The sequence below is a fragment of the Rahnella sp. BIGb0603 genome (assembly GCF_024808755.1).
Taxonomy (GTDB): domain Bacteria; phylum Pseudomonadota; class Gammaproteobacteria; order Enterobacterales; family Enterobacteriaceae; genus Rahnella; species Rahnella contaminans.
On sequence record NZ_JANUEX010000012.1, the window covers coordinates 87053 to 112512 of the forward strand.

At 52.7% G+C, this 25460-nt stretch carries 20 protein-coding genes, 4 tRNA genes and 1 other RNA gene; 5 read left to right on the plus strand and 20 right to left on the minus strand.

The window, feature by feature from the left end; translation table 11 throughout:
* Position 1: 1 nt before the first annotated feature.
* A complete protein-coding gene (gene hemY / locus M2403_RS23635) occupies positions 2–1198 on the plus strand; it encodes a protoheme IX biogenesis protein HemY (protein WP_259231147.1) in 1197 nt (398 codons plus the stop codon).
* 594 nt (positions 1199–1792) lie between these two features.
* Here hemY and M2403_RS23640 read toward each other — a convergent pair.
* From M2403_RS23640 to trxA, 18 genes are all read right to left on the minus strand, one after another.
* A non-coding RNA gene (locus M2403_RS23640) (RtT sRNA) lies at positions 1793–1922 on the minus strand.
* Between the two features lie 34 nt (positions 1923–1956).
* A tRNA-Pro gene (locus tag M2403_RS23645) sits at positions 1957–2033 on the minus strand.
* Between the two features lie 60 nt (positions 2034–2093).
* Positions 2094–2179: transfer RNA gene (locus M2403_RS23650), tRNA-Leu, on the minus strand.
* A gap of 29 nt (positions 2180–2208) precedes the next feature.
* Positions 2209–2284 (minus strand) — tRNA-His (locus M2403_RS23655).
* Positions 2285–2347: 63 nt separating this feature from the next.
* Positions 2348–2424 (minus strand) — tRNA-Arg (locus M2403_RS23660).
* Between the two features lie 143 nt (positions 2425–2567).
* Positions 2568–3962, minus strand: coding sequence for an amino acid permease (locus M2403_RS23665; protein WP_152324768.1), 1395 nt, complete (start codon positions 3960–3962; stop codon positions 2568–2570).
* 240 nt (positions 3963–4202) lie between these two features.
* Positions 4203–4943 (minus strand): lipopolysaccharide N-acetylmannosaminouronosyltransferase, encoded by a 741-nt coding sequence (wecG, locus tag M2403_RS23670; protein WP_152324767.1) that lies wholly within the window; start codon positions 4941–4943, stop codon positions 4203–4205.
* The gene (wzyE, locus tag M2403_RS23675; protein WP_259231149.1) at positions 4933–6306 is read right to left on the minus strand and encodes an ECA oligosaccharide polymerase; all 1374 of its coding nucleotides are present in this window, start codon (positions 6304–6306) and stop codon (positions 4933–4935) included. Before wzyE ends, wecG begins: the two co-directional genes overlap by 11 nt.
* Entirely contained in the window at positions 6303–7385 is a 1083-nt protein-coding gene (locus M2403_RS23680; protein WP_208949949.1) for a TDP-N-acetylfucosamine:lipid II N-acetylfucosaminyltransferase, read from the minus strand. The genes wzyE and M2403_RS23680 overlap by 4 nt, the downstream gene beginning before the upstream one ends.
* Complete coding sequence (gene wzxE, locus M2403_RS23685) at positions 7382–8632, minus strand: lipid III flippase WzxE (RefSeq protein ID WP_259231151.1); 1251 nt, start codon at positions 8630–8632, stop codon at positions 7382–7384. Before wzxE ends, M2403_RS23680 begins: the two co-directional genes overlap by 4 nt.
* 1 nt (position 8633) lies before the next feature.
* Complete coding sequence (gene rffA / locus M2403_RS23690; RefSeq protein WP_259231152.1) at positions 8634–9764, minus strand: dTDP-4-amino-4,6-dideoxygalactose transaminase; 1131 nt, start codon at positions 9762–9764, stop codon at positions 8634–8636.
* Between the two features lie 4 nt (positions 9765–9768).
* A complete protein-coding gene (rffC, locus tag M2403_RS23695) occupies positions 9769–10458 on the minus strand; it encodes a dTDP-4-amino-4,6-dideoxy-D-galactose acyltransferase (RefSeq protein WP_193333099.1) in 690 nt (229 codons plus the stop codon).
* A 2-nt stretch (positions 10459–10460) separates the two neighbouring features.
* Positions 10461–11723, minus strand: coding sequence for a UDP-N-acetyl-D-mannosamine dehydrogenase (gene wecC / locus M2403_RS23700; protein ID WP_259231153.1), 1263 nt, complete (start codon positions 11721–11723; stop codon positions 10461–10463).
* Positions 11724–11725: 2 nt separating this feature from the next.
* Positions 11726–12850 (minus strand): non-hydrolyzing UDP-N-acetylglucosamine 2-epimerase, encoded by a 1125-nt coding sequence (gene wecB / locus M2403_RS23705; protein WP_195825706.1) that lies wholly within the window; start codon positions 12848–12850, stop codon positions 11726–11728.
* Entirely contained in the window at positions 12847–13899 is a 1053-nt protein-coding gene (gene wzzE, locus M2403_RS23710) for an ECA polysaccharide chain length modulation protein (protein ID WP_152324759.1), read from the minus strand. Before wzzE ends, wecB begins: the two co-directional genes overlap by 4 nt.
* A gap of 44 nt (positions 13900–13943) precedes the next feature.
* Positions 13944–15029, minus strand: coding sequence for a UDP-N-acetylglucosamine--undecaprenyl-phosphate N-acetylglucosaminephosphotransferase (wecA, locus tag M2403_RS23715; RefSeq protein ID WP_152324758.1), 1086 nt, complete (start codon positions 15027–15029; stop codon positions 13944–13946).
* Between the two features lie 288 nt (positions 15030–15317).
* Positions 15318–16577, minus strand: coding sequence for a transcription termination factor Rho (gene rho, locus M2403_RS23720; protein WP_101079467.1), 1260 nt, complete (start codon positions 16575–16577; stop codon positions 15318–15320).
* 416 nt (positions 16578–16993) lie between these two features.
* A complete protein-coding gene (gene trxA / locus M2403_RS23725) occupies positions 16994–17320 on the minus strand; it encodes a thioredoxin TrxA (protein ID WP_013577537.1) in 327 nt (108 codons plus the stop codon).
* A gap of 118 nt (positions 17321–17438) precedes the next feature.
* On the opposite strand from trxA, the gene rhlB reads away from it, so the two are divergent.
* Both rhlB and gppA read left to right on the plus strand, forming a co-directional pair.
* The gene (gene rhlB / locus M2403_RS23730) at positions 17439–18731 is read left to right on the plus strand and encodes an ATP-dependent RNA helicase RhlB (RefSeq protein WP_101079469.1); all 1293 of its coding nucleotides are present in this window, start codon (positions 17439–17441) and stop codon (positions 18729–18731) included.
* A gap of 6 nt (positions 18732–18737) precedes the next feature.
* The gene (gene gppA / locus M2403_RS23735; RefSeq protein WP_152324757.1) at positions 18738–20231 is read left to right on the plus strand and encodes a guanosine-5'-triphosphate,3'-diphosphate diphosphatase; all 1494 of its coding nucleotides are present in this window, start codon (positions 18738–18740) and stop codon (positions 20229–20231) included.
* A gap of 62 nt (positions 20232–20293) precedes the next feature.
* Here gppA and rep read toward each other — a convergent pair whose 3' ends face one another.
* On the minus strand, positions 20294–22318 hold the full coding sequence (rep, locus tag M2403_RS23740; protein ID WP_152324756.1) for a DNA helicase Rep: 2025 nt from the start codon (positions 22316–22318) through the stop codon (positions 20294–20296).
* 177 nt (positions 22319–22495) lie between these two features.
* Here rep and ppiC point away from each other — a divergent pair, with 177 nt between their 5' ends.
* Positions 22496–22777 (plus strand): peptidylprolyl isomerase PpiC, encoded by a 282-nt coding sequence (gene ppiC / locus M2403_RS23745; protein ID WP_152324755.1) that lies wholly within the window; start codon positions 22496–22498, stop codon positions 22775–22777.
* Positions 22778–22879: 102 nt separating this feature from the next.
* Here the strand turns inward: ppiC and ilvC are convergent, their stop codons facing one another.
* Positions 22880–24355 (minus strand): ketol-acid reductoisomerase, encoded by a 1476-nt coding sequence (gene ilvC / locus M2403_RS23750; RefSeq protein ID WP_259231159.1) that lies wholly within the window; start codon positions 24353–24355, stop codon positions 22880–22882.
* A 186-nt stretch (positions 24356–24541) separates the two neighbouring features.
* On the opposite strand from ilvC, the gene ilvY reads away from it, so the two are divergent.
* Complete coding sequence (ilvY, locus tag M2403_RS23755; RefSeq protein WP_165061941.1) at positions 24542–25423, plus strand: HTH-type transcriptional activator IlvY; 882 nt, start codon at positions 24542–24544, stop codon at positions 25421–25423.
* Positions 25424–25460 lie beyond the last annotated feature (37 nt).

Below are 25460 nucleotides of genomic sequence, written 5' to 3' on the forward strand. Positions count from 1 at the left end.
CATGTTACGAGTTTTCGTGCTGTTCCTGATTGTGTTTGCCGGGATCATCGTCGGCCCGATACTGGCCGGCCATCAGGGCTACGTTCTGATTCAGACGGACAATTACAACATTGAAACCAGCGTCACCGGTCTGGTCATCATGCTGGTCGTCCTGATTCTGGTGCTGTTTTTCATCGAGTGGATCCTTCGCCGCGTTCTGCGCACTGGCGCACGAACACGCGGCTGGTTTGCCGGGCGTAAAAGCTCAAAAGCACGCAAGCAGACCAAAGCCGCCATGCTGAAACTGGCGGAAGGCGATCATCGTCAGATGGAGAAATTGCTGGCCCGCAATGCCGATCACGCCGATCAGCCGGTGGTGAATTACCTGCTTGCCGCTGAAGCAGCGCAACAGCGTGGTGATGATATCCGCACGAATCAGTATCTTGAACGTGCGGCAGAAATTGCCGATACCGACCAGATGCCGGTGGATATCACCCGTGTCCGCATCCAGCTGGCGCAAGGTGAAATCCATGCTGCGCGCCACGGCGTTGACCGGTTGCTCGGGCAGTCGCCGCGCCATCCGGAAATTTTACGTCTGGCGGAGCAGGCTTATCTTCGCACCGGCGCTTACGGTTCGCTGCTGGAAATTTTGCCTTCGATGGCGAAAGCGGAAACTCATACCGACGACGAACTGCGTGTTCTTCAGGAACAAGCGTATATCGGCATGATGAACCAGCTGATGGCAGAAGAAGGCAGCGACGGCCTTAAGCGCTGGTGGAAAGATCAGAGTCGCAAGACCCGTCATGAAGTGGCGTTGCAGATCGCGATGGCGAAACATTTGATTGAATGCAACGATCAGGATCTGGCGCAGGAAGTGATTCTCGACGGCCTTAAACGCCAGTATGACGACCGTCTGGTCGCGCTGATGCCTAAACTGCGTTCCGGTAATCCGGAGCAACTGGAAAAAACGCTGTATCAACTGATTAAACAAAACGGTCCGTCGCCGCTGCTGAGCAGCACGCTGGGACAGTTGCTGATGAAGCATGGCGAATGGCTAAAAGCGAGCGAGGCTTTCCGTGAAGCGCTGAAGCAGCGTCCTGATGCTTACGATTACGCGTGGCTGGCTGATGCACTGGATAAACTGCATAAACCGGCTGAAGCGGCTGAGATGCGCCGTGAAGGGCTGATGCTGACGCTCAATAACGATCAGCAACGTTAATCAGAACAGGACTTCACATTATGCAAAAGGCTCCTTTGGGAGCCTTTTTTACGCCTGGTGCAAACCGCACATAAAAAAACACCTGCAATATAAGCAGGTGTATAAAAACAATCAGGTCCAGGACAACAGATGAGTGCCTCACTCAACGTTTTGCCTTCTGGTTGATAACGCATCAGCGTTATCGGTCAGGATGACAATAGGCACTATAAATTGGCTCTGCATCATTCCCAGGTTTATGAAGCCGGAGCAAACATAATGGGTGGAATGAGCATCTACGGCAGGAATAATGCAGGAGGCGTGCCAGTATGGCAAGCGTCTGTTAAAAATTTCCTATTACACTGATAAATAATAGCTTTATTTTAATTTAACACTAACACCCAATTTCTGTGTTGTCAGAAAACGGGCACCAGACTGCGATTCTGTCGCCAGTGAACGACGTATGAGTGTCAGCTTATATGAAGCTTTACTTATCAATAAGATAAGTGTCTCCTGAAAGAGACAGGCATACAGAGAAATGTCGCGGATAAACAACAAGCTGAGTTGAAATACTACAGACGAAAAAAAACCTGCTTTAAAAAGCAGGTTTTTCAAATGTGGTCGGCGAGAGAGGATTACGCGCATCTTCGATGCTTGCCCTGCGGGCCGTTGCTAAAGCAACGTGGTCTCGCTTCGCTCGGCTCAAACCTCCTTCGGAGGTTCTCATCCTCTTTTACTACAGACGAAAAAAAACCTGCTTTAAAAAGCAGGTCTTTCAAATGTGGTCGGCGAGAGAGGATTCGAACCTCCGACCCACTGGTCCCAAACCAGTTGCGCTACCAAGCTGCGCTACTCGCCGATGTCGTGCATCTTACTATTATATGATGCTAACCGCATCATTTAAAATGAATTTTGTGTGTGGTGCGAAGGGAGGGACTCGAACCCTCACATCCGAAGGACACTAACACCTGAAGCTAGCGCGTCTACCAATTCCGCCACCATCGCATGTCACAATCACAAAATCATTTTTAGAGTGGGGTGGCTAATGGGGCTCGAACCCACGACAACTGGAATCACAATCCAGGGCTCTACCAACTGAGCTATAGCCACCATATCTCTAACTAACGTGAAATGTTTAACTCAACAATTCACCGCAACTCTAGCGCAAACTAATGGTGCGCCCGACAGGATTCGAACCTGAGACCTCTGCCTCCGGAGGGCAGCGCTCTATCCAGCTGAGCTACGGGCGCTTAGCGCCGTTGCGGGTGGGGATACTACGGTTTTAACGCCAAGCTGTCTAGTGCTTTTTATCAGAAATATTGCGTTTGATTACGCTTTATCCAATCCGCATTAAAAGTAAGCGCCTTCCCTTCCCCACCCATGACTTACAGCGTTATTTTGCCTTTTCCGCCGTCAGCGCGGCACGCTTATGCATGCCCAGGCCGAAGTATATCAGTGACACCGCCGCGATGAAAATACCGCCTACCAGTAAAGAAACCCGCGTATCCGGGTTAATTGCCATACCCACCAGCACGCACGCCAGGAAAATCAGCGTCAGATAGTTGGTATAAGGGAACAGCACGGATTTGAACGGATGATTTTTCAGTTTCTCTTTATGTGCGTCGCGAAAACGCAGCTGGCTAATCAGCACAACAAACCACGGTACCATGCCCGGCAGCACGCTGGCGCTGTAGACATAAACGAACACTTTCTCCGGATTCGGGATCACATAGTTCAGGCATGAACCCACCAGCAGACATAAAATCGTAATCGCGATGCCATAAACCGGGACGCCGCTTTTTGAAACCCGGCTCAGAAACGAAGGCAACTGGCGGTTCTTTGACAAGGCGTAAAGCATACGTCCGCAGCTGTACATGCCGCTGTTACAGCCCGACAGCGCCGCCGTCAGTACCACAAAGTTGATGATACCAGCCGCAGAGGCAATACCAATTTTCGCGAAGGTTAAAACGAACGGGCTGCCGTGCGTGCCCATTTCGTTCCACGGGAAAATCGTGATGATGACGAAAATCGCGCCCACATAGAAAATCAGGATACGCCACAGGATATTATTGATAGCGCGTTTGAGCGTCACCTGCGGGTTCTTCGCTTCACCGGCAGTAATCCCCACCAGCTCAACGCCCTGATACGACGCCACGACGATACACAGCGCGAAGAGGAACCCTTTCCAGCCACCGGCAAAGAAGCCGCCGTGCGCCGTCAGATTGGCAAATCCCACCGGTTCGCCATGATTACCAAAACCGAAGAAAATGACCGCCAGCCCGACCACAATCATCACAATGATGGTGGTGATTTTGATCAGCGCAAACCAGAACTCCATTTCGCCATAAAGCTTCACGGCGGCGAGATTCGCCGACGCCACAATCGCCACGGCTATCAGCGCCGGGATCCACTGCGGCAGTTCGGGGAACCAGTATTGCGCGTAGACGCCGATCGCGGTGATTTCAGAAATCCCCACCGCTATCCACATAAACCAGTAGCTCCACGCCGTCAGATAGCCGTAGTACGGACCGAGATATTTATGGGCGTAGACCGCAAATGAACCGGCGACCGGCTCCAGATGCAGCATTTCGCCCATCGAGCGCATGATAAAGAAGACGAACACACCGGCCAGAATGTACGCCAGTAACACTGACGGCCCGGCCCATTTCAGGGTGCTTGCCGCGCCCATAAATAATCCGACACCGATGGTGCCACCCAGTGCAATCAGCTCAATGTGCCTCGCTTCCAGCCCCCGGTGTAGTCCACCCTTTTCTTCTTTATTCTCCATAGATCCTCAATTTCTCTCTCATTGTGTTTGCCTTCCGGAATGACCGGAATGTTATTTTTATAGTGATGATGCCCGTATGGGGCGGAAAAACGGCGTTATGTTTCCGTATTTCCCGACGAGTTGCAAACGCCTATTGAGAAAGATAAGCACTGATATGAAAAGCGGACAGGAAACTCATGCAACAGAAGTGAAGAAATGAGAGGTAGCGCGCCGTCCTGAAGATTCAGAACGGCGAAATCATTACAGACGACCGGTATAGTAATAACGGACAAATTTCAGCAGTTTGAGCTGACGGCGCAAACGGCTGGGCTGTAAAATCAGGCGGTATAACCATTCCAGCCCCATGCTTTGCCAGATTTTTGGCGCCCGTTTAACGTGGCCGGTGAAGACGTCGTAAGTCCCACCGACGCCCATATAGAGCGCATCCGGATAAACTTCACGGCAATCGCGCATCAGGATTTCCTGCTTCGGCGAGCCCATCGCCACCGTCACAATTGCAGCCCCGCTGCTTTTGACCCGTTCAAATAAAGCGTTTCGTTGCTCCGGCGTAAAGTAGCCATTCTGGCTGCCGGCAATATTGACGTTCCACTGGGCGCGCAATTTTTCTTCCGTTTGTGCCAGTACGTCAGGTTTACCGCCAATCAGAAAGACCGGCGTGCCTTCACGACCGGCGCGTTCCATCAGCCCTTCCCAGAGATCGGCACCGGCGATACGGGACACCTGCGCCTGTGGATATTTTCGGCGAATAGCCCGCACCATGCTGATGCCGTCGGGATATTTGTATTCCGCCACTTTAATCAGTGCGCCCATTTCCGGATTGCTTTCGATGGTCAGCACTTTCTCGGCATTCATCGCCACCAGCGAACCGGTTTTCACCTGATTTTCGGCAAACAGATAATCAATAAAATGTGCCATATCGCGGAAGCCCCACAGTCGGATCCCGCGAATATCGTATTGTGGAACATTATTCTCAGAGTTCATTCAAATTCCTGCCAGAGTGAGGCTCCATGAGGTTTTTTCTGCGCGGAATTTTGACACGGATATGCCCGGCGGCATCAAACATCCAGTACAGGAGTTTGGCGACAACCAGACACGCGCCGAACACCAGGCAGAAAAACACCACCCGTGAGAAGAAGGAGTCCACGCCTTCACGGGCCAGCACAATCATATTAAAGACCGCACCGAAGCAAAAACTTTGCAAGATAGCGGCTTTATAGCGGTTGGTATCCGCTTTGCCTTTTTCGTACAACCAGTCGAACCATTTCATGATCATGCCCACGGCGACAGCACCCAGCGGAATAAACCACACGCCGCCCATCACCACCAGAGAACCAATCAGGGTCGGAGAAATCGCCAGACCGGAGTGGTTATCGAGCACTTCCCAGGTGAAATAGTTGGCAGAATTGAGCACGATGCCCGGACGGTCATGCCAAAGCCAGGTCGGGATGAAAACGTAGAAATCACGCGCAATTGGCGCAAGACCCTGGAAGCTGATTTTGTCGTAGTTCTGCAACAACAGCCCCAGATTTTCCCACGGAGAAAACGTGTCGCGCGTCAGATACAGGAAAGTATAAATCGCTTCCGGGCCGCTGACGTTCAGGCCATAGCGTTTAAGTGCCAGCCAGAACATGCCGACAATGCCCAGCACGCCCGCCACCGCCAGCATCCACAGGCTGATCCAGCCGCGCACAATGCCGATAAACAAAAACAGCGCAAATGCGATGATGATATTGGCGCGGGTTCCGCCGACGATAACGTAGGTCAGGAAACCAAAAGCCACGGTGCTGGCGAGGAAAAAAAGCCAGCGGCGGACGTCCGGTTTGATGAAAAACACCACCAGCATCGCCGGAATGAAGAAGTAAAAGAAGCGCTTAAGCGCCACACCGGAGACATCGCTGGAGAAAATCTGGCTGTAGGATTTCAGCTTAAACAGCAGAAAACCGTTGTGCATAAAGAAGATGGAAACTGTGACGACTGCAATCAGCGCCAGCAGCATCCAGGTCAGATGGGTTTCGACCCGGTTCATCGTAAACAGCGGTCGTGAAGGACCGTCGCGTTTAGCCTTCAGCCGCGTTTTGTAGCAAACGTAATAAATGCCATAGAAACAGGTCGCGGCCAGCATGGCCTGCAACAGATTTTCCACCGGCACCACTTTGACGTCAAACTGGAAAACCAGCAGACAGGTCAGCGGAAAACCAAAGTAGAACGTCAGCAGATACAGTAACGAAAATAAGACGTTAAAGTTGAAACGCACGCGCCGGAACTCTTTGTACGTCAGCGTGAGAATAAACAACAGCGACAGCACGTAAACGACGGTCAGGCCGCCTAATTGTGCCAGCGTCATGACGTTTCTCCCGCCGCGAGCAGTAATGCCTGCTGCCAGCCCGAAATATAGTTCGGATTAAAGAAGGCGATGTTTTTGCGATCGGCATTCAGTAACTGACGCCGCGCTTCAGCGACCACTTTTTCATCCAGCATATCACCGTAGAAAAGCACCGGCAGATGTTGCTCGGCCAGATCCTGCCAGAAAGGATTCTGACGGCTGACGACAAACGGCACGCCGAACTGAATCAGAAGGCATTGCGTCCCGATACCCTGCTGACGGTCGAAAATAAAATAGCCCAGCGAGCAACGACGCAACACATTCAGATAATCGTCGAACGCCATGGCGCCGGTCATCAGGTCAACATTTTCGGGCGCAAACAGCGTTAATGCTTCAGTGCGAACCTGCTCAATATAAGTCTGATTATCCGCCGGATATCCCATCGGGATAATCACGCGGATACCGCTGCCGAACTGCTGATGCAGCGAACGCAGTGCTTCAATGTGGCGGTTACTGCGGTCACCGGAATTCCCCACCAGCACTGTCATCGGCCCTTCGGGTTCCGGCAGATCAGCGGGTTGGGTCAGCGTCGGATCCATCCGCGTCGGAAAATACAGTAAAGAAGACGGCGTACGCGGGTAGCGCTGATGGAAATAAATCAGGTCGCCTCGCGTGGCAAAGACATGCCCGATACGTCCCTGCGCCAGGCGGCGCATGAAATAAAACAGGCGGAATTTCAGACCTCCGGCAGATTCATACAAATCTGCACCCCAGATATGCCAGTTCGCCTGCGAGGCTTTAATTTTGCCCGTCAGCAGCGCGAGCCAGAGCGTGGGATTAAATTGCCCATGGAAGAAAAAGTGGTGCGTCCGGTCTTGCGCGCGGGAAATCACCGCCGCCGCCAGCGTTTTTTTGTCCGGATAAACCCGAATGTCCAGGCGCGTAAACTCAGCAAACGCCGAAGCATCCGCCGCCGCGACCATAAAATGACAAATCCGCTTTTCAGGCGTGCATTCGGCCAGCACGTCGTTGAAAAAGCGCAGTACGGTTACATTATGATGAGGGATGTCAGATCCCAAAACGTGAATCAGCGTTGTCATGCTCGTCTACGATAGATAACAAATACAGTGCAGCACGCGGCAAAATAGACGATATACGTCGCCATATACGCCTGCGCGGCGCCCAGAGAACCGTGAACCGGGATCAGCCAGTGTGAAAAACCGGTCAGCAGCGCGAACTGACTGATTTCTGTCAGCACATAAAAGCGCAGAGACGCGCGGGCAATCACCAGATACCCAAAAACATACGAGCCTACTTTCAGTATATCGCCCACCAGTTGCCAGGCGAACAAATCGCGCATCGCGATAAATTGTTTTGAAAACAACAGCCAGATAGCAAAATCGCGCAGTAACCAGACCGTGAAACTGACTGCGGCCACGACGGGGATGACAAATTTCAGCGACTTCACGATTTCCCGGGAAATATCCCGTTTATCGGTCAGCCGGGATAATGTGGGCAATAAATACACGCTGAATGAGGCGGTGATAAATTGCAGATAAGCATCCGAAATACTGCTGACGCCCTGCCAGATCCCCACATCTTTCCAGCTGTAATGTTCAGCCAGCAGATTTCGCATCATCACATACGCCACCGGGATCGTGACAGAAGTGATCAGCGCCATCAGCGTAAATTTGCCGAGATGGCTGGCAATAAAACGATCCCAGCCCGGTTTTAAGTATTCCAGCGGAAAGGATTTGCGCTTCCACAACATACCAGCCGCGGGCAGGATGACCAGCGCAGGCACCAGCGCCAGACCGGCCAGCGCGCCTTCGTAACCGCCCAGTTTGAAGCAAGCCAGATAAGCGACTAAACCAATCAGACTTCCGCCAATCACCGCCAGCGCGTTGCCCATCGCGTCGCGATACCCTTTCAGGATTGCCTGAAAATAGTTGGCATAGGCGATGCCCATCTGGATAAAGGCCACGGCGCGAACGACCGCCTGATAGCGCTCATGCCCGAACAGACCGCTACTGATCGGCGCAGCGAGCAGCAGAAATATCGCCGCCAGCAGAGTGGAGAAACCTAAAATCAGCGATGATGACGTCCCGAGCACGGCTTTAAGGCGCTCAGGATTATCATGGTGTTCGGCAACGTATTTGGTGACGCCATTGAAGATCCCGGCACCGGACAATACGCCCAACACCGTGACCATCTGACGGAAATTCCCCGCCTGCCCCACGCCCTCCGGCCCGAACGCCACGGCCAGCAATTTGACTACCAGCAATCCGGTGCCGATTTTAATCAGCGTGGAACCGGCGGTCCAGACTGACGCTTTTGCCAGCGACATGTCAGGCGAAGTATTGCAGCATGACCGCAATCACGGTGCGCTGGGTGTCGTCGGTCATGTTGTAGAACAACGGCAGGCGCACCAGACGCTCACTTTCCTGCGTGGTAAAGCAGTCGGTGCCAGAGAAACGCCCGAAGTTTTCGCCAGCCGGACAGGCATGCAGCGGAATGTAATGGAATACGGTGAGGATATCTGCCGCTTTCATATGACGGATGAACGCATCGCGATCTTCGATATCGTTCAGTCGAACATAGAACATGTGGGCGTTTTGCACACATTCCTGCGGAATAGCCGGAAGCTGGATACGTCCCGCATCGGCCAGATCCTGCAAGGCTTCATAATACTGATTCCAGATAGCCAGACGGCGCTGATTAATCTTTTCAGCGGCATCCAGATTTCCCCACAGATACGCGGCCTGCAAATCAGACATCAGATAGCTGGAGCCGATATCGCGCCAGGTATATTTATCCACCTGCCCGCGGAAAAACTGGCTGCGGTTGGTGCCTTTTTCGCGAATGATTTCAGCACGATCAATCAGCGCCGGATCGTTGATCAGCGTCGCACCGCCTTCGCCGCCTGCGGTGTAATTTTTCGTTTCGTGGAAACTGAAACAGCCGATGTGGCCGATCGTTCCCAGTGCCTTGCCTTTGTAAGTCGACATCACGCCCTGCGCGGCATCTTCCACCACGAACAGATGATGCTTTTCAGCCAGCGCCATGATGGCGTCCATTTCACAGGCCACGCCTGCGTAATGCACCGGCACAATCACTTTGGTTTTAGCCGTAATCGCCGCTTCAATCAGGGTTTCATCGATATTCATGGTGTCCGGGCGGACATCCACAAAGACGATTTTCGCGCCACGCAGAACAAACGCATTGGCGGTCGAGACGAACGTGAAGCTCGGCATAATCACTTCATCGCCGGGCTGGATATCAAGCAGCAATGCGGCCATTTCCAGCGACGCCGTGCAGGACGGCGTCAGCAATACTTTCGGGCAGTTAAAATGCTGTTCGAACCATTTCTGACAGCGCAGCGTGAATCCGCCATCGCCGCAAAGTTTGCCGCTGTTCATCGCCTCGCGCATGAAATCAATTTCAGTGCCAACAATCGGCGGCGCATTAAAAGGGATCATCGTTTCACCTGTACAGCCAGTACGCCGTGCGTGTGACTTTGCCACCGCTGGCGAGATAAAGGTTTAAAGCCGGAAGGTTGCCGGTTTGTGTCGCGACGTGAAGACGCGAAACGCCCTGACCGGCACACCATTGTTTCGCAGCCGCCATTAATGTCTTGCCCACTCCCCGCCCCTGACATTCAGGTTTGACGGCCAGCAGGCCAATTCTTGCTTCGCCCTTGGCTAGCTGGCGCAGCGTCACAAATCCGCTCGCGTCATCGGCCCACAGGCAAAGATGGTCGAATGTGCCCAGCACCGCTTTTTCCGCCCACATTGCGTAAAATCGCGCGCTGTCATCCGGCTGATACCACGGAGACCGAAAACGGCTCAGGCGAAATGCCTGACGGGCGATCGTCACCACGTTTGCAATATCTTCCGGCACCGCCAGACGCCCGGCGGGCAACGCGATATCCTGCGCACTCACCGCGACGCACACATCGGTTTCACCTTCGGCCAGACGAAAGCCGAGCGCGGACAGCGCATCCAGCATTTCGGTCTGATCCGCATCCACTTTTGCCTGCACCAGCGCATATTGCGCCAGCGCCTCAGGCGTCACGACGGTTTCCACCGACGCATCCAGGCTCAATTTGGCACTGCGCAACTGGAAGAAATCGCTCTCCCAGTCGAGCGGTTCAATATTGCCGTGGACGTGCAGGCTCACCGCCACACACCTTTGGTGTCTACGATCCAGGACTGGCGGATCGCGCTGGCCGGGATCGCCTTAAACGAGGTGTGATCAACCAGCATCACCAGCAGATCGGCGTCTTTCAGGGCATCATCCAGAGAATGCAGTGTCACTTTTTCTGCCAGCGATGCCGGAAGCTGATGAACATTCGGTTCAACGGCCCAGGTCTCGCCTGCATGCCAGTCGGCAATCAGGTGGGTGACTTCTACGGCAGGGCTTTCGCGCAGGTCGTCGATATTCGGTTTAAACGCCAGACCAAAGCAGGCGATTTTGATTTCAGAAGCGCGCTTGCCGGTGGTGGTAAGGCAATCGGCCAGCGCGGCCTTCACGCGATCAACCACCCAGTGCGGTTTGCTGTCATTCACTTCGCGCGCCGTACGGATGATCCGCGCAAGCTCAGGGTTCTGCGCCACAATAAACCACGGATCGACCGCGATACAGTGGCCGCCAACACCCGGTCCCGGCTGTAAAATATTCACGCGCGGATGACGGTTTGCCAGGCTGATCAGCTCCCAGACATTAATGCCCTGCGCATCGCAAATCAGTGAGAGCTCATTAGCGAAAGCAATGTTGACGTCGCGGAAGCTGTTTTCGGTCAGCTTGCACATTTCCGCCGTACGCGAATTCGTAACCACACATTCTCCTTTCAGGAAAATGTTGTACAAATCACTGGCGCGCTGCGAGCACACGGAGGTCATCCCGCCAATCACGCGGTCATTTTTGATCAGCTCAACCATCACCTGGCCCGGCAAAACGCGTTCAGGGCAGTAAGCAATATTGATATCCGCCTGTTCACCCGCCTGTTGCGGGAAGCTCAGATCCGGGCGAACTTCGGCCAGCCATGCTGCCATTTGTTCTGTCGCGCCGACCGGAGACGTAGATTCCAGAATGATCAGGTCACCCTTTTTGAGTACCGGCGCCAGAGAGCGCGCGGCGGATTCCACGTATTTCATATCCGGCAGATGATCGCCCATAAAAGGCGTCGGCACGGCGATCAGGAAAGCATCCGCAGGTTCGGGCTGAGTGACGGCGCGGAGGAAACCGTCTTCTACCGCCTGTTTTACCAGCGTGTCGAGATCGGGTTCAACGATATGAATGGCGCCACGGTTAATGGTCTCAACCGCGTGCTGATTGATGTCCACCCCCACGACTTTTTTCTGGCGTGAGGCGAAGGCGGCAGCCGTCGGCAAACCGATGTAACCCAGTCCGATTACAGAAATAGTATTGAAATTCATGGTCATACCCGATGATTTTTTAATGCATCAAGAATATGGCGACACGCGTGTCCGTCACCATAAGGATTGTGCGCCCTGCTCATGCTGTTGTATTCGTTTTCATCGCTCAGCAGACGGTTCACTTCCTTAACAATTTTTGCAGGATCAGTCCCGACCAGACGTACCGTACCGGCATCAACGGCTTCCGGACGCTCTGTGGTTTCCCGCATCACCAGCACCGGTTTCCCCAGTGAAGGCGCTTCTTCCTGCACACCGCCCGAATCCGTCAGAATCAGATAGGCTTTATCCATCAGATAAACGAAAGGCAGATAATCCTGCGGGTCGATTAACACGATGTTGTCGATGCCCGCCAGAATACGGTTTACCGGCTCACTGACGTTAGGATTGAGGTGCACCGGATACACAATCTGAACATCCGGATGCTGGCGGGCGATATCGGCCAGCGCCGAGCAAATCCGCTCAAAACCGCCGCCAAAACTTTCACGGCGGTGACCCGTTACGAGGATCAGTTTTTTACTGGCATCGAGGAACGGATAGGTATTGGCCAGCTGCTGCGCCAGAGACGCATCGCTGTTAAAGCGATCACGGACCCACAACAGCGCATCAATCACCGTATTGCCGGTGACGAAAATGCGGCTTTCAGGAATATTTTCCCGCGTCAGATTCGAACGGGCGTTTTCCGTCGGGGCAAAATGCCAGCGCGCAAGATGACCGGTCAGCAGGCGATTGCCCTCTTCCGGCCACGGCGAAGAAAGATCACCTGTGCGCAGACCGGCTTCGACATGACCGACCGCAATCTGATGATAAAAAGCCGCCAGACTCGCGGACAGCGTCGTGGTGGTATCGCCGTGAACCAGCACGACGTCCGGTTTAAATTCATCAAGCACCGGCTTCAGGCCGGTCAGAATACGGCTGGTGATTTCCGTCAGACCCTGCCCCGGTTTCATAATATTGAGGTCATAATCGGGCGTAATCTCAAACAGACGCAATACCTGATCGAGCATTTCACGGTGCTGTGCCGTGACACAAACTTTAGATTCAAAAGCCGCATCCTGCGACAAAGCAAGCACCAGCGGCGCCATTTTAATGGCCTCCGGACGGGTGCCGAAAATCGTCAACACTTTCACAATGTGTTTCTCTTATTTTTACGACGCGTCAGGGCAACTCCTGCCCCGATTAAACCACCGACAATCCCCCACATGATCATCAGGAACACACGGCGCGGGCTGTCACGTTTTACAGGTTCCTCAGGCGTTCTGAGGTAACGGTAAGTCTGGAATTTCGCGGTCAGCGTCGGGCCTACATTCAGCGTCGACAGCATGGCGCGGTTCTGGTCGTAATCCAGATCATAACCCGGCCCGGAAGCCTGTAATAATTCCAGGCGCGCTTTCAACATAGGCACACCCAGCAGGAACATGTCGGAATCAGGCAGCTCTTCGGCTGGCGTGTCCGTCACGCTTTTGGTGATGTTTTGCTGCTGAGCGATTTTCAGCGCCTGCTCGGTATTATTCACCGTACGTTTGAAAATGCTCTGCGCCACTTCTTCCTGGCGTTTGACCTGCGCTTTCATCGACTGCGTCCGGGCAGCCCATGCGCCCTGCAACTCATCGTAAAGATGCTGCGCCGCGCGCTGGCTGGCGAAATTAACATACTGACGCAAAAGTTTGTTGGCATCAGCGGCATCTTCCGCCGTCAGTTTCACAATGTCGTTCGGGACTTTCATTGCATCGCGCGGTGTGAACTGAATATCGTTAATCAGATCATCGAGCAAAACGGCATCCGCGCGCGCATCATTTTCCAGGCGCTGCTTGTAATAAGGGCTTTGCAGCCAGAAATCACGACGTGTGTCGTAAGCGGCCAGCTGCATCACAAATTCATTATAGGATTCATCAGAGATCGGCGGACGACCGGTATCCGACGGCAACGCAGTGCGCACATCCAGATTACGCAGGAACTGCGCTTGTGAGAAATAAGACGAGAGATTGTTCACGGTGGGACGGTCGGTAATGGCCGTCGAGCTCCACTCCTGTTTCATCAGATAAGAGGAGCCCAAAGCCACTAACGCGAACAGTATTGCCAGGCCCGCAATCCAAAATTTACCTTTCCATAAGGTGCAGCACAAACCACGAATATCGAGTTCATTTTCGATGTCACGATCATTCTGGTTTCTTATCATTTCTGGTTTATCCACAGCCAGTATGCCCTTGTGTAAAAGATGAATTATTGAGGAGATGAACGGCGCAAACGCCTTTTAAGACGTTTGATAAACCGGGCCACGCGCCAGGCGTGCTTGATGCAAACGCCGTACAACAGGAAAGCGACAAAGAATAAAGCCAGCATGACCCATTCAGGCACGAAAGGCAGATGTTCGCCAATCACGCCAACCGCCGCCAGAAGTGCAGCGGCCACGGTAATTAGCATAAAGGCCTGACGGGAAGTAAAGCCGGCGCGCATGATCAAATGATGAATGTGCTGGCGATCGGCAGAAAACGGACTCATGCCTTTGCGCAGACGGCGGTACATGATGGCAACCATGTCCATCAGAGGGATTGCGATAAGCCAGAGTGCGGTTACCGGGTTCATCGGGTGCGTTTCGCCTTGCGTGCTTTGCAGCAGGATCCAGATGACCGTAAAACCAATCAGCGTACTACCCGCATCGCCCATGAACACTTTATAGCGAGGGCCGAAGACGCCCAGATTGAGCAGGATATAAGGCAAAATGGCGGCAATCATGGCGAAGCACCAGAGCGCCAGTTCCATGTGACCACTGCCATACATGATGATGCCTAAAGAACCGAAACTGACGCAGGATAATCCGCCCAGAAGCCCGTCGATACCATCCACCATGTTAAAGGCGTTGATCGCCGCCCAGACGGCAAACAGGGTCACCAGATAGCCGAACGGCCCGAGTGCCATTTCCCATGGGCCGATAAGATGCCCGAGATTACGTAGCGTGAGATTTGCGAAACTCATCATCGCCACGGCCACCACAGCCTGCACCATTGCGCGGGTTTTTACACTGATATCGAAACGGTCATCGAGCGCGCCGACCAGTACCAGCAAGCCCGCGCAGGCGAGATAAAGGTTGCCATGCGGAATGACATAGCTGGTGATAAGAAAGGCGAAACAAACCCCTGCATACACAGAAATACCGCCGACCAGCGGGATCAAACCCTGATGGCGTTTGCGAAAATTGGGTTTATCTACGAGTCCGATTTTATTCGCCACCTTCCGGGCAACGAACAGAAACAGGAATGAAAATACGAAAACAATGGCAAGCTCAGTACTCATATTGAGTAAATTCACAGTTAAGAGATCTCTTCTGCAAAAATAAGGTGCGTGGAATCGAGAGCATCATAAACCTCACAGCCTTAAATCAAATCCTATGGTGACAGTTATGGTTTTGTCTCAGGCAAGACCTTATCTGTTGCCATTTCTTGGGCAGTAAACCGATAAAATAAAGAAAGGGCACTGGAAAAACCATCAGCTATTATCCGAATAGTCTGACAATTTCACCAAAGTAGCATTATGGTAGCTACCAAAAGCAAAAAACGCCACGGCTTAGCGTGGCGTTAGTTTGAGTTTTACACCAAATTACGAACGTTTCATCATATCGAAGAAGTCGTCATTGGTTTTCGTCATGGCGAGTTTGTTGATGAGGAATTCCATTGCATCAATCTCACCCATCGGGTGAATGATTTTACGCAGGATCCACATCTTCTGAAGTTCTTCTGACGTGGTCAGCAGCTCTTCTTTACGGGTACCAGAACGATTGTAATCAATCGCAGGGAATACGCGTTTCTCAGCGATTTTGCGCGCCAGATGCAATTCCATGTTGCCGGTACCTTTGAATTCTTCATAGATAACTTCATCCATTTTAGAACCGGTATCGACCAGCGCAGTAGCGATGATGGTCAGGCTTCCGCCCTCTTCCACGTTACGTGCTGCACCGAAGAAACGTTTTGGACGGTGTAAGGCGTTAGCATCCACACCACCGGTCAGAACTTTGCCTGATGACGGAACCACGGTGTTGTAAGCACGAGCCAGACGGGTAATGGAGTCCAGCAGGATGATGACGTCTTTCTTGTGCTCAACCAGGCGTTTGGCTTTTTCGATGACCATTTCAGCCACCTGAACGTGACGGGATGCCGGCTCATCAAAGGTAGAAGCGATAACTTCACCTTTAACCAGACGCTGCATCTCGGTCACTTCTTCCGGACGTTCGTCAATCAGCAGAACCATCAGCACACAGTCAGGATGATTGTACGCAATGCTTGTCGCGATATTTTGCAGCAGCATGGTTTTACCCGCTTTCGGCGGAGCAACAATCAGACCACGCTGGCCGCGGCCAATCGGAGCAGCCAGATCCAGTACACGCGCGGTTAAATCTTCCGTTGAACCATTACCACGTTCCATACGCAGACGGGAATTTGCATGCAGAGGGGTTAAGTTTTCGAACAGGATTTTGCTGCGGGCGTTTTCTGGTTTGTCGTAGTTAACTTCGTTAACTTTCAACAGGGCAAAATAACGTTCACCTTCTTTAGGTGGGCGGATTTTACCGGAAATGGTGTCGCCAGTGCGAAGGTTGAAGCGGCGAATTTGGCTTGGTGATACGTAGATGTCGTCGGGGCCTGCGAGGTAGGAACTGTCTCCGGAGCGGAGGAAACCAAATCCATCCTGCAATATCTCCAGTACGCCATCACCGAAGATGTCTTCTCCGCTTTTCGCATGCTGCTTCAATATTGAAAAGATAATGTCTTGCTTGCGCATGCGGGCCTGGTTTTCCAGCCCCATATTTTCGCCGAGTGCAATCAGGTCAGAGACCGGCGTATTCTTTAATTCGGTAAGATTCATAATGGTGGGTTCTTAAACTCGGGGTATGTCTCGAACATCTGTCGTGAATGGGTATGGCAGGGTCATCCATGCCTGTTTATTGTATGACACTTCAAATCACAGCTTTGAAATCCAGCCGCAGGCAGTCGCTCGCGGGCGATATTCTAGAGGGGCAATGATATTGAAGGTGTCTTAAAGCCGATTTTTGTTAAAACCGTTAGATGGTCAAGCACAGTGCCAGTTCAATTTAATTATTATTCAAAGAAACTTTATAGGCAGATGTTTTTGACACAACAGAGTAAAACGTAAGAATCAAACTACAGGTAAGCTCTATTTGCAGTAAGCGTAAACTTAGCACGCTTCTTGACAGGCGTCTAGCGGACAATGTGAAAAACACGGCAGCCCGCTAAACACCTGGCTTTGGTCATCCCGACCGATTACAGATTAGCTGTTAAGAACTCTTTCAGCTGACCTTTCGACAGTGCGCCAACTTTAGTTGCTGCGACTTCGCCGCCTTTAAATAACAGCAGGGTAGGAATACCACGGATGCCGTATTTAGGTGCAGTACCTGGGTTTTCATCAATGTTCAGCTTCGCGATGGTCAGCTTGCCTTCGAACTCAGTGGCAATTTCATCCAGAATCGGAGCGATCATTTTACAAGGACCACACCACTCTGCCCAGAAATCGACCAGTACCAGCCCTTCAGCTTTCAATACGTCGTTGTCGAAACTGTCATCGGTCAGGTGAATAATTTTATCGCTCATGTTCTACTCCAAAGGATTATCTTTACCTTGTTGATGTAGCATTAACCAACAGTAGGTTGACTTTATTTCACCGGATACGCTTTCGTAAAGCAATAGTTAGCTGATATTCTACCACACTATGAGCAAAACACACTTGACCGAACAGAAGTTTTCCGACTTCGCCCTGCACCCGCTGGCAGTAGAAGCCCTTGAAAAGAAAGGGTTCCATTACTGTACGCCTATTCAGGCATTGGCATTGCCGATCACGCTCGCTGGGCGTGATGTTGCAGGTCAGGCGCAAACCGGTACCGGCAAGACGCTGGCTTTTTTGGCGTCTACTTTCCATTATCTGCTTTCTCACCCTGCTGCGGAAGGTCGTCAGACTAACCAGCCGCGTGCCTTGATCATGGCACCTACGCGTGAACTCGCGGTGCAGATCCACTCCGACGCCGAAGCATTATCTGAATCTACCGGGCTGAAATTAGGTCTGGCCTATGGCGGCGACGGTTACGATAAACAGCTTAAAGTGCTGGAAAGCGGCGTGGACATCCTGATCGGAACCACCGGCCGTTTAATCGATTACACAAAACAGAACCACATCGACCTGGGCGCGATTCAGGTAGTGGTGCTGGATGAAGCAGACCGCATGTTCGATCTGGGCTTCATCAAAGATATCCGCTGGATCTTCCGCCGGATGCCACCTGCGACTCAACGCCTCAACATGCTGTTCTCAGCAACCCTTTCCTATCGTGTGAAAGAACTGGCGTTCGAAAACATGAATAATGCCGAGTCGATTGAGATCGAACCGGAGCAAAAAACGGGCCACCGTATTAAAGAAGAACTCTTCTACCCTTCGAATGAAGAGAAAATGCGCCTGTTACAGACGCTGATTGAAGAAGAATGGCCAGACCGTTGCATCATTTTTGCTAACACTAAACACCGTTGTGAAGACGTCTGGGGCCATCTGGCAGCCGACGGTCATCGCGTAGGTTTACTAACCGGCGATGTCCCGCAGAAAAAACGCCTGCGCGTTCTGGAAGACTTCACCAAAGGCACGCTGGATATTCTGGTTGCGACTGACGTTGCAGCCCGTGGTTTGCACATTCCTGCCGTTACGCACGTCTTTAACTATGATCTGCCTGACGACTGTGAAGACTATGTTCACCGTATTGGTCGTACCGGCCGTGCGGGTCTGAGCGGTCATTCCATCAGCCTGGCTTGTGAAGAGTACGCGCTGAACCTGACGGCAATCGAAACCTACACCGGTCACAGCATTCCTGTCAGCAAATACAGCAGCGAAGCGCTGTTAACTGATTTACCTGCGCCGAAACGTCTGGCTCGCTCTCGTACCGGAAACGGTCCGCGTCGTAACAGCAATTCGTCTTCACGTCGCAGCAGCGCACCACGTAGCAACCGTAAACGTCCGGGCTGATAACCTATGCTAAGCTCCACCTCACTCTATGCAGCAATTGATTTGGGCTCTAACAGCTTTCACATGCTGGTTGTTCGTGAGGTGGCAGGCAGTATCCAGACCCTCGCCAGAATTAAGCGCAAAGTGCGTCTGGCTGCCGGTCTGGATAAGCAAAACCTGCTTTCTCAGGAAGCCATGCAACGTGGCTGGCAATGCCTGAAGCTGTTTTCCGAAAGATTGCAGGATATTCCCCGCGAACAAATCCGCGTCGTTGCCACCGCAACGTTGCGGCTTGCCAGTAATGCGGACGAATTTTTGAGGAAAGCTCAGGAAATTCTCGGTTGCCCGATTCAGGTCATTGCCGGTGAAGAAGAAGCCCGTCTGATTTATCACGGCGTTGCCCATACCACGGGTGGCCCGGATAAACGTCTGGTCGTCGATATTGGCGGCGGCAGTACAGAGCTGGTCACTGGTATCGGCGCACAGGCCACCACGCTTTTCAGCCTTTCGATGGGCTGCGTGACCTGGCTGGAGCGCTATTTTACCGACCGAAATCTGGCAAAGGAAAACTTCGATCAGGCCGAACAGGCCGCGACCGACATGATCCTTCCGATAGCGCCTCAACTGATCGCCAATGGCTGGCAAATTTGTGTTGGTGCTTCCGGCACCGTTCAGGCGCTTCAGGAAATCATGGTCGCTCAGGGTATGGATGAGCGCATTACGTTGCCGAAACTTCAACAGCTCAAACAGCGTGCGATTCAGTGCGGAAAACTGGAAGAGCTGGAAATTGAAGGCCTGACGCTTGAACGTGCGCTGGTTTTCCCAAGCGGTCTGTCGATTCTCATCGCCATTTTCAAAACCCTGAATATCGAAACCATGACGCTGGCCGGTGGCGCACTGCGTGAAGGTCTGGTTTACGGCATGCTGCACCTGCCGATTGAACAGGATATTCGCCAGCGCACATTGCGAAATCTGCAACGCCGCTATCTGCTTGATAATGAACAGGCACAGCGCGTAGCACAGCTTGCAGAGAACTTTTCGTTGCAGGTGTCACAGGAATGGAAGCTCGATGCCCGCGCCCGTGAGCTGCTGAATAGCGCCTGTTTGATCCACGAAATCGGGCTGAGTGTTGATTTCAAAAAAGCGCCGCAGCACGCAGCCTATCTGATCAGTCATTTAGACTTACCGGGCTTTACGCCGGCGCAGAAAAAACTGCTGGCGACGCTGTTGCAAAACCAGAACGGGACGCTCGATTTACCGTTGCTCAATGAGCAAAACGCCGTCCCGCCGCGTCAGGCACAACGTCTTTGTCGCATTCTCCGGCTTGCGATTATCTTTGCCAGCCGTCGCCGCGACGACACGTTGCCTGCCGTGCGTTTACGGGCAAATGATGATGAACTGAATGTGATTGTGCCGCAGGGCTGGCTGGCTCAGCATCCGTTACGGGCAGAAGAGCTGGAACAGGAAAGCCACTGGCAAAGTTATGTCCACTGGCCGCTGTTCGTCGAAGAACAGCTCTGATTTTTTTCGTAAAAAAACGCACCGAATGAGGCAGGGCTTATCCCCTGCCTTTTCTTTGCCTGTCAGTTTCCGCCTTTGGCTTTCGCCAGTTGTTCACGGATTTTCTCCAGATGGCTTTGCCCTTTCACCATACGCTCCTGCGCACTGACCACTTTACGCTCACTTTCCCAGGCCAAATCATCCTGCGGCAGTTCCATCAAGAAGCGGCTGGGTTCCGGACGAATTAATTCCCCGTACTGGCGGCGTTCACGGCAAAGGGTAAAAGTCAGCTCTTTTTGGGCGCGGGTAATGCCCACATACGCCAGACGCCGTTCTTCATCGACATTGTCTTCATCGATGCTGCTCTGATGCGGCAACAATCCTTCTTCCATGCCGACCAGAAACACATACGGGAATTCCAGACCTTTCGAAGCGTGCAGCGTCATCAGCTGAACCTGATCCAGTTCTTCGTCACTTTCACCACGTTCCATCATGTCACGCAGCGTAAAGCGCGTGACCACCTGAGTGAGCGTCATCGGCTCATCCAGATCGGTACCTTCAAGCATTTCGGTCATCCAGCTGAAAAGCTGATTGACGTTTTTCATGCGCATTTCGGCCGCTTTCGGGCTCGGCGAGGTTTCGAACAACCAGCTTTCGTAATCGATGCCGTGGATCAGATCCCGTACCGCCGCAACCGGTTCGCGTTCGGCCAGTTCAGAAATAGTGCCCATCCAGTGCGTGAACCGTTGCAGTGATTCCAGGCCACGCCCAGTCAGATACTGGCTCAGCCCCATATCGAAACTGGCTTTGAACAAACCTTTGTTACGCTGATTTGCCCACTCACCCAGTTTCTGCAACGTCGCTGCACCGATTTCACGACGCGGTGTATTCACAATACGCAGGAAAGCGCTGTCATCGTCAGGGTTAGTCAGGACGCGCAGATAGGCAAGCAAATCTTTAATTTCAGGCCGCGAGAAGAACGACGTGCCGCCGGAAATGCGGTACGGAATGCGGTTCTGCATCAGCATTTTTTCAAACAGGCGTGACTGGTGGTTACCGCGATACAAAATCGCGTAATCGCCATAACCGGTCTTGTTGATAAAGTGATGCGCAATCAGCTCGCCAACCACGCGCTCGGCTTCGTGATCTTCATTGTTGGCGGTCACCACTTTTAGCGTTTCGCCGTAACCCAGCTCAGAGAAAAGCCGCTTCTCGAACACATGCGGGTTGTTGGCGATCAGGATGTTAGCCGCTTTCAGAATGCGCTGCGAGGAACGATAGTTCTGTTCAAGCTTAACGACCTGCAACTGCGGGAAATCTTCTTTCAGCAGCACCAGGTTTTGCGGCCGCGCACCGCGCCAGGAGTAGATTGACTGATCGTCGTCGCCCACCACAGTGAAACGTGCGCGGTTGCCAACCAGCAGTTTCACCATCATGTACTGACTGGTGTTGGTGTCCTGATATTCATCGACCAGCAGATAGCGCAGTTTGTTCTGCCAGCGCTCGCGCACTTCTTCATTCTTCTGCAACAGCAGCGTCGGCAGCAGGATCAGGTCATCGAAATCGAGGATATTACAGGCGCGCATATGGTCATGATAAAGCCCGTAGCAGTGCGCGAAGATCTGATCGCGTTCCGATCGCGCAAGGCCCGCCGCATGGGACGGATCAACCAGATCGTTCTTCCAGTTTGAGATCGTCGAGATCAGCTGTTGCAACAGCGTTTTGTCATTTTCCAGCCACTTCTCGCTCAGCTCTTTGAGCAGCGCCAGCTGATCCTGATCGTCGAACAGGGAGAAATTGGATTTCATGCCCAACGCGGCAAATTCGCGCTTGATGATTTCCAGCCCCAGCGTGTGGAAAGTCGCGATCAGCAAGCCGCGTGATTCTTTACGCCCAAGGGTTTGCGCCACACGCTCTTTCATCTCGCGCGCTGCTTTATTGGTGAAGGTCACAGCCGCAATGTGGCGGGCCTGATAGCCGCATTCACGGATCAGGTGTGCGATTTTATTGGTAATCACCCTGGTTTTGCCGGAGCCAGCCCCCGCCAGAACCAGGCAGGGTCCGGTGACGAATTCGACGGCATGTTGTTGGCTGGGGTTTAATCGCATGGCGTATTTTTGCTCACCTGATGGACAAGGACGGCGATTGTAGCAGAAACGTCGCCTGAGATTGACAGCCTTTACGGTGCAATTTGTGATGTCTGGAATGCAGGCCGGAGTCCACATACGGCGTTGCAGATGTTACATTACGCCCCTGGAAACACTCTCGCATAAAAGGTCTCAATCATGGCAAAAACTGCTGCAGCAATGCATATCCTTGTTAAGGAAGAAGCACAGGCGCTCGATATTCTGGAACAACTGAAGAATGGCGGCGATTTCGAAAAACTGGCTAAAAAACATTCTACCTGCCCGTCAGGCAAAAAAGGCGGCCATTTAGGTGAATTCAAGCAAGGCGCAATGGTGCCAGCTTTCGATAAAGTGGTTTTCTCTGCGCCGCTGATCGAGCCACAAGGCCCGCTGCACACGCAGTTCGGTTACCACATCATTAAGATCCTGTACCGCAACTGAGTTACCGTTCCGGCGCAGTAAAAAGAAAGGGCACCGCATTTTCATGCAGTGCCCTTTTTATTTATCTTCCGAAAACCCGGAAGAATTCGAGTAAGAAGAGGATCAGCTCGCTACTGCGATGCGTTTCATATCAGTCATATAACCACGTAAAGTGCGGCCGATTGACTCGATCGGGTGGTTGCGAATCGCTTCGTTGACGTCACGCAGCTGTGCGTTATCGACCTGCGTTTCTGCAACAGATTTGCCCAAATCACCCGCCTGCAGGGTGGTCATAAACTCTTTCAGCAACGGTACTGCGGCATTAGCAAACAGGTAGTTACCGTATTCTGCGGTATCAGAGATAACCACGTTCATTTCGTACAGACGCTTACGCGCAACGGTGTTGGCGATCAGCGGCAGTTCGTGCAGTGATTCGTAGTAAGCGGATTCTTCGATGATGCCGGAAGCCACCATGGTTTCGAAGGCCAGCTCAACGCCCGCTTTCACCATCGCAATCATCACAACGCCGTGGTCGAAGTATTCCTGCTCAGAAATTTTACCGTCGAACTGTGGTGCATTTTCGAACGCAGTTGCGCCCGTTTCTTCACGCCAGGTCAGCAGGTTTTTGTCGTCGTTCGCCCAGTCAGCCATCATGCCGCGGGAGAATTCGCCGGAGATGATGTCGTCCATGTGTTTCTGGAACAGCGGCGCCATGATCTCTTTCAGTTGTTCGGACAGCGCATAAGCACGCAGTTTCGCCGGGTTTGACAAACGATCCATCATCAGCGTGATGCCGCCTTGTTTCAGCGCTTCGGTGATGGTTTCCCAGCCGAATTGCAGCAGTTTTTCTGCGTACGCTTCATCCACGCCGTCAGCAACCAGTTTGTCAAAGCAAAGCAGAGAACCGGCCTGCAAAATACCGCACAGGATAGTCTGCTCGCCCATCAGGTCAGATTTTACTTCTGCAACGAAAGAAGATTGCAGAACACCGGCGCGGTGGCCGCCCGTTGCTGCTGCCCAGGCTTTAGCAATCGCCATGCCCTCGCCTTTCGGGTCGTTTTCCGGGTGAACAGCGATCAGCGTCGGAACGCCGAAACCACGTTTGTATTCTTCACGAACTTCAGTACCCGGACATTTCGGCGCAACCATCACGACGGTGATGTCTTTACGGATTTGCTCGCCCACTTCAACAATGTTGAAGCCGTGTGAGTAACCCAGCGTTGCGCCATCTTTCATCAGAGGCTGAACCGCTTTAACCACAGCGCTGTGCTGTTTGTCTGGCGTCAGGTTAACGACCAGGTCAGCCTGTGGGATCAGTTCTTCGTAAGTGCCGACTTTGAAGCCGTTTTCGGTCGCTTTACGCCATGAAGCACGCTTCTCAGCAATCGCTTCTGCACGCAGGGTGTAGGAAACATCCAGACCGGAATCACGCATGTTCAGACCCTGGTTCAGGCCCTGTGCGCCACAGCCTACAATCACCACTTTTTTACCTTTGAGGTAGCTGGCTTCGTCCGCGAATTCATCGCGCCCCATGAAGCGGCATTTGCCCAGTTGTGCCAGCTGCTGACGCAGGTTCAGTGTGTTGAAATAGTTAGCCATGTCTTGCTCCGTTCTATCGAGGTAAGTGCTGTTATTTTTTGTTTCACCGGTGAGCCGGTGAACGCCGTGAATTCACTATATGTCATGCGACACATTGCTTAAATTGATATATTACGAAGATGACGTTGCAAAAAATGCAATATACTTCGTTTGACCTTTGCGTAACTAAAAAGCCGGGACTTCTTTATGGATTTGCGTGATCTGAAACTGTTCTTACATCTGGCGGAAAGCCGCCATTTTGGCCGTTCGTCGAAGGCGATGCATGTCAGCCCGTCTACATTATCGCGCCAGATCCAGCGGCTGGAAGAAGAACTCGGCCAGCCGTTATTTCAGCGTGACAACCGCACCGTGCAACTGACCAGCGCGGGTGAACAGCTCAAAACTTTTGCCCAGCAAACGCTGCTGAGTTACCAGCAACTGCGCAGCGGGCTGGATCAGCATGGCCCGACGCTCAGTGGTGAGCTGCATTTGTTCTGCTCGGTCACCGCTGCGTACAGCCACCTGCCCCCTATTCTTGACCGCTTCCGCGCGCAACATCCGCTGGTCGAAATCAAACTGACCACCGGCGACGCCGCCGACGCGGTCGAAAAAGTTCAGTCCACCGAAGCGGACCTGGGGATTGCAGGCCGCCCGGAAAGTCTGCCGGGCAGCGTCGATTTCACGCAGATCGGCGAAATCCCGATGATCCTGATTTCCCCGTCTCTGCCGGGCGCGGTGCGAACGCAAGTCAGCGTGCCACATCCCGACTGGTCACAGATTCCGTTTATCCTGCCGGAACACGGCCCGGCGCGAAAACGTATCGACATCTGGTTCAAACGAAACCGTCTGAGCAACCCGCTGATTTACGCCACGGTGTCCGGCCACGAAGCCATTGTGTCGATGGTCGCGCTCGGTTGCGGCATCGCACTCATCCCCTCGGTAGTCGTTGATAACAGCCCGGAACCGGTTCGCAACCGTATTTCTGTTCTGGATAACGTCACGCTCGGCGCGCCGCTGGAACTGGGCGTCTGCGTGCAGAAAAAAAGGCTGAACGAACCCCTGATCGAGGCGTTCTGGCAATTACTCTGAGCGTCTCAGGATAAAAAAAACGGGACACTTTTAAGGT